The sequence below is a fragment of the Alteromonas sp. ABH4_453 genome, assembly GCF_056160665.1.
The window spans coordinates 561,567-576,657 of sequence record NZ_JBSWXP010000001.1 but is presented as its reverse complement, the minus strand read 5'-3'; the positions used below and the strand labels follow the sequence as shown (position 1 = coordinate 576,657).

Sequence of the window (15,091 nt, the reverse complement as noted above, 5' to 3'; positions counted from 1 at the left end):
GGTCATGTGCGCCTCTTAATTCAGTGAGTTTAGCCTTTCAAAGTTCCAAAGAAGAACTTGAAGCAGCCTATAACAACAAAATTATACCTAACACTCACGCAAAAAGGGGTTACACCATGAAAACCAATACTGACGTGTCTAAGACTCTCGCCAGTAAGCTTTCACCTGTCGCACTAGCAGTAGCGATGACCGTTCCAGCTCTTTCAAACATTGCTGTTGCTCAAGAAGCTGAAGCAACTGAAGAACAACAGTTTGAAGCCATTACCGTTACCGCGACAAAACGCCCTCAAGTTATTTATGAAGTACCAATTGCTATCAGTGCTTTTGACGGCGATAAGTTAGCTTCTCAAGGTATTACTGACCTGACCGACGTTGGTAAGTTTGTACCAAACCTAAATGTTACTGGTTTTTCTGCTGGTCACACGTCTTCAGTGAACCCGTTTATTCGCGGTATTGGTCTTCAAGATCACCTTATCACCACCGACCCAGGTGTTAGTGTTTATGTTGATGGTGTTTACCTAGGCCGCCAAGTTGGTCAAAACTGGAGCCTTAACAACATTGAGCGTATCGAGGTACTTCGCGGCCCTCAAGGTACTCTATATGGTCGTAACTCTATTGGTGGTGCGATTAACATCATCACTAAAGAGCCAGACCAAGGCGATGTGACTAAAATCAATACTGAGTTTGGTACTCGCGGTCGCGTAAAAGCAGACCTTTTTGTTAACCACGCTCTATCAGAAACTGTTGCGTTCAATATGAATTTAGCTTTCAACAAGCGCGACGGGCTTGGCGAATTCATCAACGTGCCAAATGCTGAATACGACGTAGGTGAAACTGAAGATATTTCAGGTCGTGTTTCACTTAAGTGGGAGCCTTCAAATGATTTCCGTATGGTGTTAACAGCAGACGCGAACAACGGCGACGGCGGCCTTCGTCCTTACACTGTTTTAATTGATGAAGTGGGCTCTGCACGTTACTTCGGTGGCGGTAATGGCCTTGGTGTAGAGCTTCGTAATACAGATGTTACGCCTGAAGGTGCTGATATCTACGACAACGCAACGGGTACTGAAGCAGTAACTGGCGTATCGAACGAAGCGCGCGGTATTTCATTGACTACAGAATGGGACATCAACGACGACTACACAGCTAAAGTGGTAGCAAGCCAACGTACATCAAAGTACAAGGCTGGTCTTGACGACGATGGCACTGTTTTCTCGCTAGACCAATTCCCTGAGCGCGGTGAAGCAGATCAAACATCGATTGAACTTCAGCTTAACGGCTATATCAACGAATATACTGACTTCGTAGCCGGTCTTTACTACTTCAACGAAGAAGGTAGCAACCGCCAAGGAGATGACTCTAACTTCGATGGTGGTCCTAACTTACTTGCACTAGACCAAGAAACTACGTCAAAAGCAGCATATGTAAATGTACGTCACGATTTGACTGACGAACTAAGTGTGTCTGGTGGCCTTCGTTACACCAAAGACGAAAAAGACGCATCTGCGAACGTATTCTCTGCACTTGGTACTATTTATGATTCAAACGATTGGGACGAAGTAACTTGGGAGCTTGCTACAAACTATACGTTTGAAAATGGCATGACAGGTTATGCGACTATTCAGTCTGGTTATCAGTCTGGTCAGTTCCCAGCGCGCCCTTACTGCCTAATTGGCCAGTTCTTTGGTGCTGGTGGCTTCGATGATATCGAAGGTGCACAAGCAGCAGTTCGCGCAAACAACTGTTTCACAGCTTCAGACAATATAACCGCTACTAACTATGAAGTAGGTATTAAAGGTCGTGTGAACGATTACTTCGACATTAGCGTTGCTGTATTTAACACCGAGTTTGAAGATCTTCCTTACCAAGTTAGCCGTGTAAGCGAAGGTGGTTTTGATACAGCAAACCTTGTTGTTGAACAAACTTCTCGTGGCGTCGAAGCAGATGCAACATTTAGTTACGGCAACTTTAGCATGATGACCAGCATTGGTTATATGGACGTTGATGTTGAAGAGCAAGACGGTTTCAACCCTGTTGCACCGCTTACGCCTGACCTAACGTTAGCAATTGGTCCGCAATATACCTTCGAGCTTGATGGTGGCGATTCAATTCGCGTGCGTGCTGATTACTCATACCGCGCTGAAATGTATGGCGAGCCGACTTCTGCACCTGAGCGTATGACTGAGCTAGATAGCCGTGAGCTAGTAAACTTCGACATTGCTTACACGCCAGCGAATGATGCGTACACCGTAGCCCTTTACGGTCGTAATATTTTCGATGAGCGTTACGACAATGCACGCTTGAATACAGGTGACTACATCCTGCAAATTCTAAGCAACGACGCAAGCGAGTTTGGTGTTAGGTTCTCAACTGAATTCTAATAGCTCCAACGAGTTACAATTATAAAGCCAGTCTAAAGACTGGCTTTTTTTGGCTTATTTTTTCTTGTTTTATCTTCATTATTAGCATAGTTTAAAAACTGTTCTAAAAATGCCCAGCAACTATTTATGAAAGTGAAAGCACTTTACGGTATTGGTTTTCTTGTTGTTAATATGCTTTTGTCAGGGTGTACCTACACGGTGTATTTACCCGACGATGAAGATATAAACGCGAAGAAAAACGGCAAGGTTGCAGTTGCTAAACCTGAATTTGGTAACCAATGTCGTTATAGCGGAAACGGTGAGTATGGCGCGTGCCCAACGTCAAATAGCGAAATGGTTGGAACATCTTGTTCTTGTCCAACACCTTCAGGGCAGATTATGGGAACGGTGTCGAAATAGTAGACGTGCTTTTGTAGTAAGTAGGGCCTTTCAATCATACGGAGATGGAGCGTGGGATTGTTTACCAGTTTTAAAAAATCGCGGTTAGAAAAAAAGTTTAAGAAAAACGAATGGGTAATCATTCAACCTATTCCGTTCGCTCAATTTGAACAACTTATCGTAGACTATGTAGACGGAGGTTGGGAAATAGAAGATGACTATGAACGGCTCGCTGAAACGACCGCTAAGTGGCAGTGTGAATTACGCAAAGGTACGAGTATTTTAACCTGCGTTTGGACCGCTAAACAGCAAGGTATCGTATACGGTCCCGAACGCGTGCTTACCGGTTTGTCTGAAAAGCTAAATATACCGACGTCTACAGCAATTGCTACGACGTGGTTTTAAGCCTTTATTAGAGCCAACCTTTTTGTTTAGCTATGCGAGCAGCATCAACGCGGTTGGTCGCATCGAGCTTTGAAATAGCCTCTGAGAGGTAGTTTCTTACCGTACCTTCAGATAAAAACAGTGATTGAGCAATGCCTTGGGTTTTAAGCCCTTCTGAAGCAAGTTTTAGTGCGGACATTTCTTTTTGCGACAGTGGATTGTTGTCGTCAAGAGCCATGATGGCGAGCTCAGTCGAAATTACCTTTTCTCCCGCAGAGACTTTGTGAATGGCATCTATCAGGTAGTCGCTGTCAGACTCTTTCAATATAAAACCCTTAACCCCTAAACTTAATGCACGCTTGATGTAGCCTGGTTTAGAAAAGGTAGTCATTAATACCACCTTGGTATTGAGACTTTGCTTTGCAATGTGGGCGGCTAGATCTAGCCCTGAAACCAGCGGCATTTCAATATCGCTCAAAATAATGTGTGGTGCAGGGTTATCATTCAAATAATCAATGGCTTCCTTTCCATTACTGCACTTTTCAACAATGGTTAAGTCGTCTTCTAATGACAGAAGCATGGCAATGGCATCGCGAACCAGCGACTGATCTTCAACAATCAAAATAGTAGTTGGCGCTTTTGAGTTCATAGGGAAGCCTTATGTGACAAAGCTTGCTCGGCGGTAAGCTGAACCCTGACAATAGGGTGGGGAAGGAAAGAAATGTCCACATCCGCATGAATAGACGCCGCGCGTTCTCTAATTCCCATTAATCCGTTTCCTTCTTTAATTGATGCGGTGTTCTCAACTACGCCATGATCTTTATAGGTCATTTTCACGGTTTGCTCATTAACTTCAAGACCAAGGGATACCGCGTTACCGTTTGAATAGCGTAAGGTATTGGTTGTCAGCTCTTTGATAATGAGCGCAAGCTGGCTTTCTTGTTTTGAAGTCAGCTGCATCAAAGCGCTGTCATCAATAGTGGTTGCAACGTTAAAACCGTTTTCTTCTAACAGTGATTTGTCTTTTGCTATTTCATCGCTAAGTGAGAGCTGCTTAATATCTGACACCGCCTGGCGAATATCGCTTAGCAACGCTTGCGAAAGCTGCGCCAGCGCTTTTACCTCTCGATGCGCATCTGCAACCTTGTCTTTACTTAAAAGTTTATCGGCCAGCTGTGCTTTTAATGAAATAGAGCTTAGCGCGTGGCCTGCAACATCGTGTAAATCCCTGCCAATTCGTTCACGTTCAGCAATTGCAGACAATACGCGTAATGCTTCAGCCTGCTGGCTTTCTTTTAGGCTATGAAGGGTTTCCTTGCGCTCCATAACACCAAAACCGAACAGCACTAAGCTGTTGATTAAAGATGCGACTAAAAGAAAATGGGCATTTTCAAACATGGAAATGTGAAGCGTGATAAGCACGGTCATCATTACGCTTATGCTCATTAACCCTGTTTTCAACGAGTTGTAATAACCGATGATAAAAGCGATAAAACCGATAATGGTTGCGCCCCCAGGATTTTGAAAACTACATGCTACTGAAAGCATAAACATGAGTAGCAGATAAGTGGGCAGTGTGCTGATAGGCTGATTTATGGCTTTGATGTAAAGAATGACAAAGCTAAGGTATCCGAGGGTTTGGAACGCCCACATTTCCATGGGAAGAGGCCTGGAAATAATGAGGGGGACAAAGAAGAACAGCGAAAAAAACAAGCTTCCGTGAGACCAGCGCCTCTTCCGGCCACTTCCTAAAAGCGGTAGATCAGGCGCGGTGCTAGCGATTTGGGCGGCAGGCACTGCGCGGTTGATATCTGGTATGCTTTTATTACTGAGCATTGTGAGTACTTCGTCCCTATTGAAATACAACGGCTGACTTGCTGGTGATAAGCAAAGTGCCAGAGATAATTAACATAATACCCAGCACGGCATAAATGTCGAAAGTTTGTTTCCAAAATACCACCGAAGCAGCGGTGATAAGCGCAATACCCATGCCTGACCAAATGGCATAGGCGACGCCAATTCCCATGTTTTTTAAGACCATGGCAAACAACATACCTGACACGGTATAGAAAAATATAGCGCCGTAGCCAAAGGCCCATTTCTCCCATCCGTTCGACATTTTAAGCAGCATGGTAGCAGTAACTTCGGTGATAATTGCAACTGCTAAAAGTAAGTAAGTCATCGTATGTTCCTTCTTGTTAAAGTGAAATTAGTTAGATTTGATTGTTTGAAAACGGCGTTCAAGAGTGATGAGCGACACAATGTAGACAGCGACAATTACAGCCGAAATTACTTCTACTCGTGCTTCCGGAAACAGGTACCAAGCTACAACAATGCCGAAGGTTCTTGCGATCGTGTGAAAATAGCCAACCCAATGCTCTATCGCCCAGGATAAAGGCATCCACATTAGTCCTGCGAGAATACCGATACTCAGCGGCACGGTTGTGTGGTCAATAGCGGCAACCGGAAGGGCGATGGCAAAAACCAGTAGGCTCATAAACATACCAACAAAGAAAAGGCGGTCGAAGCTGTTCTTTACTGCGCTGTTCGCAAAGAATCTTTCACCAGTAAGGTAAGACAAGCCTACGCCTAGATAGAAAATTGCCCCTGTGCCGATATAAAGCATCCAGGTTATGGTGAGCTCAGATACAAAGGGAGCACTGATTCCTAGTAAGGCCCAAACCAATGTGCCAGCCAGCGGCATTGCAATAAACCTTTTCTTTTTGAAGTCTTCGCGCTGTTGTTCCAATGAAAGGGGGGAGCTTTGATCATTGGTTATAGAAGTGTGATTTAGGATATGTTCCATTTGCTTTACCCAGTGTTGTAACGTCGATGGGTAAAGTATGCAAAAGTATCTCGAATTACGTTAGTCACAAACGTCACCAATCGCATGTGACAATTGTCACCAGCTCTACTCACCAACCCTGTAGGTCTGGTTTAGCGGGCTTTTTTCGCCTTGCGCTTGTTTAACACTGAGTCACCGTCCTCTTTCGATAGCATTAAACTATCGTAAATACTTACTAATGCTAGAGTGCCCATAAACAGCATGGATAGGGTAAATGTTTGTAAGTTAGGCGTATCGGCGCTTTGACCTAAAATTAATGCTGCTGTGGCAATAGCAAGTGCTGATAGGGTTATACCAAGGCCGCGATTCATCTGCATTAAAATAGCACCTAGCGTATTCGCATCTCGCATTTTATTTGGCGGCACATCGGCAAAAGCAATGGTGTTTAACAAGGTTAAGTGCATTGAACGAGTTACGCCATTGGCAAATAAAATAACGGCAATAGTAAATGAAGAGGTGGAGTGGTTTACCGCTGCCAGCGCAACAAATCCAAAAGCGATGAGCACGCCGTTCACCACAAGCACACGTTTGAAACCAAACGTATTCATAATCCACGTTGTTGCTGGCTTTATCGCCAAGTTTCCAGCAAAAAGCCATAGCAAGAGGGAGCCTGCTTCTACAGGCGAGTAGCCCAACCCAAGCTGCAACATCAGCGGCACCAGAAACGGTGCACTACCAAGCGCCACGCGCACAACAGAACCTCCGTAAACAGAGAGTCTAAAGGTTTTGTGCTGCATGGCGTCAAAGGAGAAGAGTGGATCTCTGGCTTTTTTGACATGCCGTATAGCAAATGTCATGAGTACCAGACCAAGGGAGATGACGCCAAGTGATTGAATATGTTTGTCGTTGGCGCTGGCAAGAAACTCAATACCAGCCATAAAAAGCGCGAAGCCGATCCCCGTGAGTAAAAAGCCCTTAATATCGAATTTGCCTACGTTACCTTGAGTATTTTTAAGGAGATACAGTGATGCGATAACAGCGATAAAACCCAGTGGAATATTCATGTAAAAAATCCACTGCCAGCTAAAATGCGTCGCTATGTAGCCACCGAGAACGGGCCCTAAAAGCGGTGCGCTTAATGCTGGCCAAGTGATAATGGCTACGGTTTTTACCAGCTTTTCCTTTGGCAAGTCCCGCAGAACTACTAATCTTCCCACGGGAACCATCATCGCCCCGCCTAAACCCTGCAGAATACGAGATAAAGTAAATTCAAATAAGCTGGTACTTAGGCCGCATAGCACTGATGCTATGGTAAATACGGCAATCGCAGCTACGAATATGGTACGAGCACCAAATTTGTCAGCGGCATAACCACTTAATGGAATAAAGAGTGTTACGGCTACCAAGTATGCCGATACACCAATAGATAGGTGGGCTGCCGGCACATTGAAGTCGGCAGCAATGACAGGTAGTGCTGTGGTGATAACCGTGGCGTCTAAAATTTCCATAAAGAGTGCCCCTGCAACCAAAAGGGCAGTGGAAAACTCTTTATTGAACAATTTCAAAAGCTCTAACTACGCGCGCGACACCCGTAATATTACGAGCAATATCTACAGCGGCGGTGGCTTCAAAATTGGTTAATCTCCCCATCAGGAATACTTCTGAATCTTGAACCACTACCTTTACTTGTAAAGCAGGCACGCGCTCATCTGCAACAATTTTTGTACGCACTTTCGATGCTAGCCAGAGATCATTTGCTTGTGTGCCGGCACCTATAGGCTCACCAATGCGTATTTGATTATGAATTTTCTTAATGTAGCTGACTTCCTGAGCATGGCTGACGGCCTCGTCAACAAGTCCTTGATTTGGTGCTTGACCGGTAAGCAGCGCAACACCGTTATAAACATCAGCTTGAAGGTTAGCCTGCGCTTTAAGCGCATCGCTTTTCGACCATTGATACGATATCGCTGCGTCGGCATTCTGATCGTCAAGTTGCGTACCTACCGTGCGCCTGTCGTTAGCGACCTTTGCTGCCATAGCACCGGCTGCGCCAACGGCCACTACGCACCCTTGCAATGTAAGAATTGAGGCTAGTAGTGAAGCCAGTAGTCCTAGGTTTTTCACGTGTTTACTCATAGTTAATTTAATTACTCATCGCCGTGATCTGAGGGAAACAAGCTGTCGTCAATACATTCACATAAATTGTGAATTACCAGCAAGTGCACTTCTTGGATGCGCGCGGTTCGGTTAGACGGTACGCGAATTTCTACGTCATGTTCGCTCAAGAAGCCCGCCATCTCACCCCCGTCTTTACCGGTAAGTGCGACTATGGTCATATCGCGAGAAAGCGCCGCTTCCATTGCTGCAATAACATTGCGGGAATTACCGCTAGTAGAAATGGCTAGAAGTATGTCGCCGGGCTGACCTAAAGCTCTCACTTGTTTAGCAAATATTTCGTCGTAGCTATAGTCGTTAGCAATAGACGTAATGGTTGACGTGTCTGTACTTAACGCTATTGCCGGTAGGCTAGGGCGGTCGCGCTCGTAGCGGTTCAACATTTCAGATGAAAAGTGCTGAGCGTCGCCCGCAGAGCCGCCGTTTCCGCAGCTCAGCACTTTATTGCCTCTTATTAATGCTTCAACCATCATATATGCAGCTTTTTCAATGTGCTCTGGTAGTGTTTCCGACGCTGCTATTTTTGTCTGAATACTCTCGGTAAAATTCGCTTTTATTTGTTCAATCATCTGACGTCTCTTTGTTTTCAGCTATCTACAGGTCGATTTATAATGGCTGTACTATCGTGGTTACAAGCACGATCTAACGTTTCGACCAGTACTTGTGAAATATTTGCCCAAGCCTCGCTATCTTAATTTGAAAATACAGCTTGGCATGAATGGGCCTTAGTGGTTATTTATTGAAGCGAGCGAAAAAACTCAACTAAGTTTCTTGCTTCATCTTCAACCTTGAAATTTTTTACAACGTGCTCGCGACCAGCTTTGCCCATTTCTGCAAGTTTATCCATATCTGAAAGCAGCAAATCCATATGTTCAGTAACAGATTGCTGGTCTTGGGTAGGCACTATGTAACCGTCTATGCCGGGTCTTACAATATCTTCCCATGCACCAGCCTGTGTCGCTAGTACCGCCGCACCAGCACTCATGGCCTCAGGAACAGTTAAACCAAATCCTTCGTTATAGCTAAGTGCACTAACTAACGACAATGCACTAAATATTTTCGGAATTTGTTTAAACGGTAACTCACCTGTGAAAATAATTCGGTCAGTTAAACCAGCTTCGGAAACTTTCCCTTTAAGTTGATTAACAAACTCTTTGTTGTTAGTAGAGATGGCGCCCACCACTACCGCATTTACATCAGGGTATTTAGGTAGAATTTTAATGCACGCTTCCACAAAAAGATGAACACCTTTTTGCTCTCTAACTCTGCCCAAAATGCCTATACCGTATTTCCCGCCGTAACCTAATGATTGCCACGCTTTTTCCTTGTTTTCGGCTGGCGCGTAGTTGTCTATTTGCACACCGTGAAGATTTATCTTGGCAGGTGGTTTGTTTAAATACTTGGCGGAGCGGTTACTCATTGCAATAACAGCGTCCATTTTATTGCTTAACCATACGGTTGAAGGTGAACGCTCACGTTGAGCGGCTGAACTGAATATAAGCTTTATTTTGGCTCGAAAAACATATTTAAGGATTACGCCTTGAATCATCTCGTCAACGCGACGTGCATGAAAAATTCGCCATTTACCATTACTAAGCGGACGTCGACACATTTTGGCAACCTCCCAAAACGTAATCGTCATCGCTGGATCTGAAACGAAATGCTTGCCCATGATACGCAAATTGACCATGTGTTTTTGAAACGACGTCACTTGCAGCATGGTGGATGTTACACCAGAAAAGTTGGCACTTGAGTTGCCAACTATTAACTCTATTTCTTGGTCATCAACACTGCTAGGCGATATCTTTCTTTTGGGGTGACTCATTATATGTAGGAACCTAAGAAACTCACATCAAATAAATGAAAGCTTGTAAAACTAAGATAAAACAAACGTAATGCCTTATTATTAAAGACGTTGCCATTTATTCTCGAACGCGTTTACATCCAGCACACTTATATAATCCTCTTAAAGTAACATTAGCCTTCAGCCTACGTTCTTTAACCATTGAAGATTGCTACCGTCTATCGCAATAACATCTATTCGTAAGGGGGTAGATGCCGGATTCATTCCATTATCTAACAAATAAAAACCAAACGCAGCCTGAATTCGTTGTAGCTTTTTGGCAGTAACAAACTCTAACGCACTGCCAAACTGATTTCGTTTTCGGTATTTTACTTCAACGCACACTATTGTGCTGCCGTCTTGCATCACAATGTCGAGCTCGCCACGCCGCGTATGGTAGTTTCGACACCGAAGAGTAAGGCCTTGTTCCAATAGATATTTACAGGCCCTGTCTTCTGCTGCATTCCCTTGCAGTGTTGACATAGTTTTACTCCGAAAGCATTTGAACTTTTTCGTTACGAATAATGGCTTGTGGCTGTTTACGTATTACTTCACCTTGCTGGTTAAGGGACAGCGTGCCCGTTAACCCCTCGTGTGAGAGATATTTCAGCGTGTTGAGCATTCCTAGCTGTGGTAGCAACTGGTAAGCGTCAAAACCAAATGCAAACAAACGTTTCTGCATGGTATTTTGATTTTGCCATGCCTGTTCTACTTCTTGTTGAAGAGGTTGCCAACTATGCGAAGGCATTAACCAAGGCATGTCAATAAAATGTACATTCTGAAGGTCACGCCATTGGTTTTTTCCGCTGTCGTAATCCATTGAACGCGATGTGGCATATACAGGAACTTGTTTTCCATCGTATGGATTTAAACTCGCTTCAATAATTGGGTTAAGTAGCTCTGTGTCTTGCGGAGACGCAAATGCGACAATGGCATCAATATCTCGTCTACTTCGAGGCATATTATAGACCTCATCGTTGGTCATATACTCAATTTGATTAATGCGATCATTGCTTTGGGCTACGTCTAGGGCCTGAGTGATACCTTCGCGAAGCGAATTACTATCGTTAAATGTCACCGAGGTAATGTTGGTACGACGTTTGTTCTCTTGATCGTTAAGCGACTTCCAGTGTTTTTTAAACGTGGTGTCCATTCGCTGATACAAACTGCTTTGAGCGGCGATAACGATGGGCGCTCGATAGCCTTTGCTAAAAATATGCTCTGCCAATTGTTTGGCTTCATCTTCTGGTGCTAAACCGAAATAGTTCATTGAATACGCTAGGTCTAGTGTATCTAACTCACTTTTTGACTCGGCAACTGCTAATCTGCTCCCAGAACTTTGCAAGTCGTCATCTAGCAATGACTTAGGTGATGCTACCACTGAATTATTTGGTGACGTACCGTTTGTAATTGCAGGAGCGGTGAGCTCTTCTGGACGGTTTAAGGCCAGTACGTTAACGCCAACAGGTAAATTAGGAATTAAGCTTTCGACGGTATCTTTAAGTAGCGGGCCAACGATGAATTTAGTGTCGCCAATTTCATTAAGCAAATGCTGAGTGTCGACCTCGTTTGTGTCGATAAAGCGAAGACGCGGAAGCAAGTGTTCATCTTGGCGTTTTTCTACATCAGTGTAGTAGGCGGACATTATCCCATTTTTAACCGCTTGTCCTGTACGCGCTAACCGCCCAGAAAGAGGCAGTAATACTGCAATGTCACTCGCACTAGCGTCGGTAAGTTGTGTCGCCTTAAGTACATTGTCAGGTAATGTGTTTTCTAAAACGTGGCCTCGGTAAACTTGTTGAAAGTTTTGAAGCTCTCTTGCCAATGATGCGGGGGACGATGCATTCTTTTCAGTTAACTCTCTAAGTGTGATAAACGGGGCGAGGGCAGGGTATGCTCGACCTACTTCATGAAGCCCGTCTTTTGGTATTGTAGTTAACCACTGCCAAACCTGCTGTACTTTCTCTTCGTCTGATAGATTGGTTTGCAGAAGGCTATTTGCTGCTGCGGCATAGTTGCCTTGTTGCGTGAATAGCTGAGTTTGAAGCTCTGCTTTTTGAAGTGCGGTTTCACCTGTAGCCTTTACGCCATCCAGCATGGCCAATAGTTCTTCTACCGAGGCGTTAGGCATACCCGCATAGGTCTTAGTAACCAAAAGGGAATAATATGACTGGTTACCCCCTGAAATACCGTCTTCTTTTACCTCATACAGTACTTGCTGGGCTAATACAGGCTGTTGATTTTGAAGGTATAGATCGGCTGCTTGCAGCAAAAGTGCATCGCGCTGTTCTTTATTGCGGGTACGTTCCCATATTTTTTTTGCTTCAAGGAGTTTGTGCTCGGGCGTAACCTTTTCTTCAACCTTTGTGGTTTGAATAGGGGGAGGTTCCACCACCACAGGCTTTGACTGAGTTTTGGGTGTACTTCCACAGCCCGATAACAGTAATACCGAAGTAACAGCTGTTAGCGTAAAAATTTTTCCAGCTTGTCCAATATGACGCACAGTTTCATTCCTTTTACATCGTTATAGGCCAAGTTTATCTTAACCAGTATGAAAATCTACGCTTGCCAGCATAATCTGGACTAATGGCGTGATACACTTATCGCATAACCTTCCAATTCAACGTAAGACTTAACCACTGTTATGACAGACACCGCCACCTTATATATTGTTCCTACGCCTATCGGCAATTTGGATGACATAAGCGCTAGAGCAATACGCGTACTAAGTGAAGTAAGCTGGATCGCTGCCGAGGATACTCGTCACAGCGCAAGGCTTTTACAGCACTTTAATATTGGCACGAAGACGCTTTCTCTTCACGAGCATAATGAAGACAAACGCACAGCAATGCTGTGCGAGCGCCTGAAGGGCGGTGAGTCGGTAGCATTAATCAGTGATGCCGGTACGCCGTTAATCAGCGACCCAGGCTTCGTTTTGGTACGCAAGTGCCGTGAGCAGGGAATTCCGGTTAGCGCGCTGCCTGGGCCGTGCGCCGCCATAACGGCATTAAGTGCGTCAGGACTGCCTACAGACAAATTCACATTTGAAGGCTTTTTGCCAGTTAAAACCCAAGCGCGGGAAGGTGTATTATCAGCGCTATTAGATAGAACTTTTACCACGGTTTACTATGAAGCGCCTCGTCGAATTCTAGACACAGTTACCGACATTCAGCGTGTATTAGGCGAACGCCACATTGTCGTGGCTAAAGAGTTGACTAAAACCTTTGAAACCTATGTAAGTGGTAACGCGCAAGATGTGATTGATTATCTTAATGCCGATGCTGCACACCAAAAAGGTGAGTTCGTTGTTATGATAGGCCCTGCTAAGATAAGTGACCAAGCAATACCTAGTGAAGCAATGTCACTCCTAAACACTTTGTGCGAACACATGCCGTTGAAAAAAGCCGCGGCTGTGGTAGCAAGTCATTATGGCTTGAAAAAGAATGCGCTTTATCAAGCAGGACTTGACGCAAAAGAGTAAGTTGTCGCAATCGAGATTGATCTTAAGCGCTATTTGCGAAATACAAAGTAGCAGAGTTTACACTAACCATTATTGAAGAACGGGTTGAATGCTAAAGGAGGCGCAAATGACAAAGACACTTAAGATCACTATGTCCGAAGGTAAATGGCTAGTTGATATATTCTCTCAAGCGAACGACTCTGGCGTTTATGATTTAATTCATCCAAATGATGTGAAAGAAGTCTTATTGAACGAAGGTGAGATGTACGGTTTTCACTACAGTTTGCAGGGGAAGCCTGGTACTTCTTTCAAAATTGCATTAGACGATGACGTACTAGCTGAAGGTGAGATCGACAGGTCTGAAGTGGCGTCGGGTAGTGGGGTAATTTAAACCTTGTTTAATAAAAGAAAACCCGCATGAGCGGGTTTTCTGGCCTGAAGATCTGTTTAAGACAAACGTCCTTTAAAGTCTTCGTAGCTAAATTCGCGAACCAGTTCAAAGTCGCCGTTAGAGCGCAGAATACCAATAGCAGGGTGTTCTACACCGTTAAAGAATGTGGTTTTTACCATGGTGTAATGCATCATATCTTCGAACTGTAAACGATCGCCAGCTTTTAACGGTGCGTCAAATGAATATACATCAATAACATCGCCAGCAAGACATGAATTTCCGCCTAGCTTTACGTTATACGCTTTTTCATCTGGCATACCTGCACCTAAAATGGCAGGGCGGTAAGGCATTTCCAAAACGTCTGGCATGTGAGCGGTAGCCGAGATATCTAGAATGGCAATATCACCATCGTTTTCTACCATATCTACCACTTCACAAATTAATGGGCCTGTTTGCCATGCAACAGCAGAACCTGGCTCTAAAATTACGTCTAGGTGTGGGTAACGCGCTTTAAAGTCTTTTAGCGTTTTTATAAGGTGCTCTACATCATAACCTTCACGGGTCATAAGGTGTCCACCGCCTAGGTTCAACCATTTTAATTGACCTAGCCATTTACCAAAGCGTTTTTCGATGGCCTCAAGGGTACGTGCAGTAGCAAAAGAATCACACTCACAAAGGTTGTGGCAGTGAAAACCCTCGATACCCGTCAGATCTACGCCTTCTAGTTCACTGGCGCGTATGCCTAAGCGCGAACCTGGTGCAGCTGGGTCGTACAGTGGTGTATCGGCTTCTTGATGCTCAGGGTTTATGCGAAGGCCTAACGACACGTCCGCTAGTACTTCTTTGTGTGTATTCCACTGGGTTAAACTATTAAATGATAGGTGATTAACAAGGCTCGCTAATTCCTTCGCGTCATTAGCTTTGTACGCAGGAGAGTAAGCATGAACTTCTTTACCCATCTCTGCAGCAAGTTTCGCTTCCCATACCGAACTGGCTGTTGCTCCGTGCAAGTACTGTTTGATGATGTCGAAGCAAGACCACATAGAAAAGCCTTTAAGCGCCAAGATAATACGTGCGCCAGATTCGTCTTGAACCCGTTTCATCAGCTCAAGGTTTTTAATTAACTTTGCTTCTTCCAGCACGTAGCAAGGAGAGGGAATGTCACTGCGTTGAGTTAAATCGGTCAATGGGATAAAGCTCCAAAAAATAAAACTGCTTTCAACATTTATCAAACGCCTAATGTATTACATTACAGGTCGTAGCTCAAAATTACGCTGTATCCTACGTTCTTGTA

16 protein-coding genes are annotated in these 15,091 nt (G+C 44.4%); 5 read left to right on the top strand and 11 right to left on the bottom strand.

Annotated elements, in window-relative coordinates:
* Window positions 1-116 precede the first annotated feature (116 nt).
* The 3 genes from ACXAGV_RS02485 (at window position 117) to ACXAGV_RS02475 (ending at window position 3,164) form a co-directional block, all read left to right on the top strand.
* On the top strand, window positions 117-2,381 hold the full coding sequence (locus ACXAGV_RS02485; RefSeq protein WP_474871583.1) for a TonB-dependent receptor: 2,265 nt from the start codon (window positions 117-119) through the stop codon (window positions 2,379-2,381).
* A 126-nt stretch (window positions 2,382-2,507) separates the two neighbouring features.
* Window positions 2,508-2,780, top strand: a complete 273-nt coding sequence (locus ACXAGV_RS02480) for a hypothetical protein (RefSeq protein ID WP_039226219.1) — start codon at window positions 2,508-2,510, stop codon at window positions 2,778-2,780.
* A gap of 51 nt (window positions 2,781-2,831) precedes the next feature.
* Window positions 2,832-3,164: a hypothetical protein gene (locus ACXAGV_RS02475; protein WP_474871581.1), complete on the top strand. Its 333-nt coding sequence runs from the start codon at window positions 2,832-2,834 to the stop codon at window positions 3,162-3,164.
* A 7-nt stretch (window positions 3,165-3,171) separates the two neighbouring features.
* Here ACXAGV_RS02475 and ACXAGV_RS02470 read toward each other — a convergent pair whose 3' ends face one another.
* From ACXAGV_RS02470 to ACXAGV_RS02425, 10 genes are all read right to left on the bottom strand, one after another.
* On the bottom strand, window positions 3,172-3,792 hold the full coding sequence (locus ACXAGV_RS02470) for a response regulator transcription factor (protein ID WP_049589067.1): 621 nt from the start codon (window positions 3,790-3,792) through the stop codon (window positions 3,172-3,174).
* Window positions 3,789-4,979, bottom strand: a complete 1,191-nt coding sequence (locus tag ACXAGV_RS02465; RefSeq protein WP_474871579.1) for a sensor histidine kinase — start codon at window positions 4,977-4,979, stop codon at window positions 3,789-3,791. The genes ACXAGV_RS02470 and ACXAGV_RS02465 overlap by 4 nt, the downstream gene beginning before the upstream one ends.
* Before the next feature lie 16 nt (window positions 4,980-4,995).
* Window positions 4,996-5,325 carry a DMT family transporter gene (locus ACXAGV_RS02460; protein WP_071815800.1) on the bottom strand — a complete coding sequence of 110 codons (330 nt, stop codon included), beginning with the start codon at window positions 5,323-5,325 and terminating at the stop codon, window positions 4,996-4,998.
* Window positions 5,326-5,352: 27 nt separating this feature from the next.
* Complete coding sequence (locus ACXAGV_RS02455; RefSeq protein WP_474871577.1) at window positions 5,353-5,949, bottom strand: DUF7010 family protein; 597 nt, start codon at window positions 5,947-5,949, stop codon at window positions 5,353-5,355.
* Between the two features lie 131 nt (window positions 5,950-6,080).
* Window positions 6,081-7,457: an MFS transporter gene (locus ACXAGV_RS02450; protein WP_474871897.1), complete on the bottom strand. Its 1,377-nt coding sequence runs from the start codon at window positions 7,455-7,457 to the stop codon at window positions 6,081-6,083.
* Between the two features lie 19 nt (window positions 7,458-7,476).
* Window positions 7,477-8,052, bottom strand: a complete 576-nt coding sequence (locus tag ACXAGV_RS02445; protein ID WP_474871575.1) for a BON domain-containing protein — start codon at window positions 8,050-8,052, stop codon at window positions 7,477-7,479.
* Window positions 8,053-8,075: 23 nt separating this feature from the next.
* Window positions 8,076-8,672, bottom strand: a complete 597-nt coding sequence (locus tag ACXAGV_RS02440) for a phosphoheptose isomerase (RefSeq protein ID WP_039218864.1) — start codon at window positions 8,670-8,672, stop codon at window positions 8,076-8,078.
* A 167-nt stretch (window positions 8,673-8,839) separates the two neighbouring features.
* Window positions 8,840-9,928 carry a glycosyltransferase family 4 protein gene (locus ACXAGV_RS02435; RefSeq protein WP_474871573.1) on the bottom strand — a complete coding sequence of 363 codons (1,089 nt, stop codon included), beginning with the start codon at window positions 9,926-9,928 and terminating at the stop codon, window positions 8,840-8,842.
* Window positions 9,929-10,087: 159 nt separating this feature from the next.
* Entirely contained in the window at window positions 10,088-10,429 is a 342-nt protein-coding gene (locus ACXAGV_RS02430; protein ID WP_474871571.1) for a YraN family protein, read from the bottom strand.
* A 4-nt stretch (window positions 10,430-10,433) separates the two neighbouring features.
* Window positions 10,434-12,449 carry a penicillin-binding protein activator gene (locus ACXAGV_RS02425; protein WP_474871569.1) on the bottom strand — a complete coding sequence of 672 codons (2,016 nt, stop codon included), beginning with the start codon at window positions 12,447-12,449 and terminating at the stop codon, window positions 10,434-10,436.
* Window positions 12,450-12,590: 141 nt separating this feature from the next.
* Between ACXAGV_RS02425 and rsmI the strand changes: the two genes are divergently transcribed.
* Both rsmI and ACXAGV_RS02415 read left to right on the top strand, forming a co-directional pair.
* On the top strand, window positions 12,591-13,427 hold the full coding sequence (rsmI, locus tag ACXAGV_RS02420) for a 16S rRNA (cytidine(1402)-2'-O)-methyltransferase (protein WP_474871567.1): 837 nt from the start codon (window positions 12,591-12,593) through the stop codon (window positions 13,425-13,427).
* 106 nt (window positions 13,428-13,533) lie between these two features.
* Window positions 13,534-13,797 (top strand): hypothetical protein, encoded by a 264-nt coding sequence (locus ACXAGV_RS02415; RefSeq protein ID WP_474871565.1) that lies wholly within the window; start codon window positions 13,534-13,536, stop codon window positions 13,795-13,797.
* Window positions 13,798-13,853: 56 nt separating this feature from the next.
* Here the strand turns inward: ACXAGV_RS02415 and nspC are convergent, their stop codons facing one another.
* Window positions 13,854-14,984 carry a carboxynorspermidine decarboxylase gene (nspC, locus tag ACXAGV_RS02410; protein WP_474871563.1) on the bottom strand — a complete coding sequence of 377 codons (1,131 nt, stop codon included), beginning with the start codon at window positions 14,982-14,984 and terminating at the stop codon, window positions 13,854-13,856.
* Window positions 14,985-15,091 lie beyond the last annotated feature (107 nt).

Bases quoted from the DNA above. Each gene is read 5' to 3' on its own strand.
- ACXAGV_RS02485 (WP_474871583.1), top strand. From the start codon at position 117: ATGAAAACCAATACTGACGTGTCTAAGACTCTCGCCAGTAAGCTTTCA.
- ACXAGV_RS02480 (WP_039226219.1), top strand. From the start codon at position 2,508: ATGAAAGTGAAAGCACTTTACGGTATTGGTTTTCTTGTTGTTAATATG.
- ACXAGV_RS02470 (WP_049589067.1), bottom strand. From the start codon at position 3,792: ATGAACTCAAAAGCGCCAACTACTATTTTGATTGTTGAAGATCAGTCG.
- ACXAGV_RS02465 (WP_474871579.1), bottom strand. From the start codon at position 4,979: ATGCTCAGTAATAAAAGCATACCAGATATCAACCGCGCAGTGCCTGCC.
- ACXAGV_RS02460 (WP_071815800.1), bottom strand. From the start codon at position 5,325: ATGACTTACTTACTTTTAGCAGTTGCAATTATCACCGAAGTTACTGCT.
- ACXAGV_RS02455 (WP_474871577.1), bottom strand. From the start codon at position 5,949: ATGGAACATATCCTAAATCACACTTCTATAACCAATGATCAAAGCTCC.
- ACXAGV_RS02440 (WP_039218864.1), bottom strand. From the start codon at position 8,672: ATGATTGAACAAATAAAAGCGAATTTTACCGAGAGTATTCAGACAAAA.
- ACXAGV_RS02435 (WP_474871573.1), bottom strand. From the start codon at position 9,928: ATGAGTCACCCCAAAAGAAAGATATCGCCTAGCAGTGTTGATGACCAA.
- ACXAGV_RS02430 (WP_474871571.1), bottom strand. From the start codon at position 10,429: ATGTCAACACTGCAAGGGAATGCAGCAGAAGACAGGGCCTGTAAATAT.
- rsmI (WP_474871567.1), top strand. From the start codon at position 12,591: ATGACAGACACCGCCACCTTATATATTGTTCCTACGCCTATCGGCAAT.
- ACXAGV_RS02415 (WP_474871565.1), top strand. From the start codon at position 13,534: ATGACAAAGACACTTAAGATCACTATGTCCGAAGGTAAATGGCTAGTT.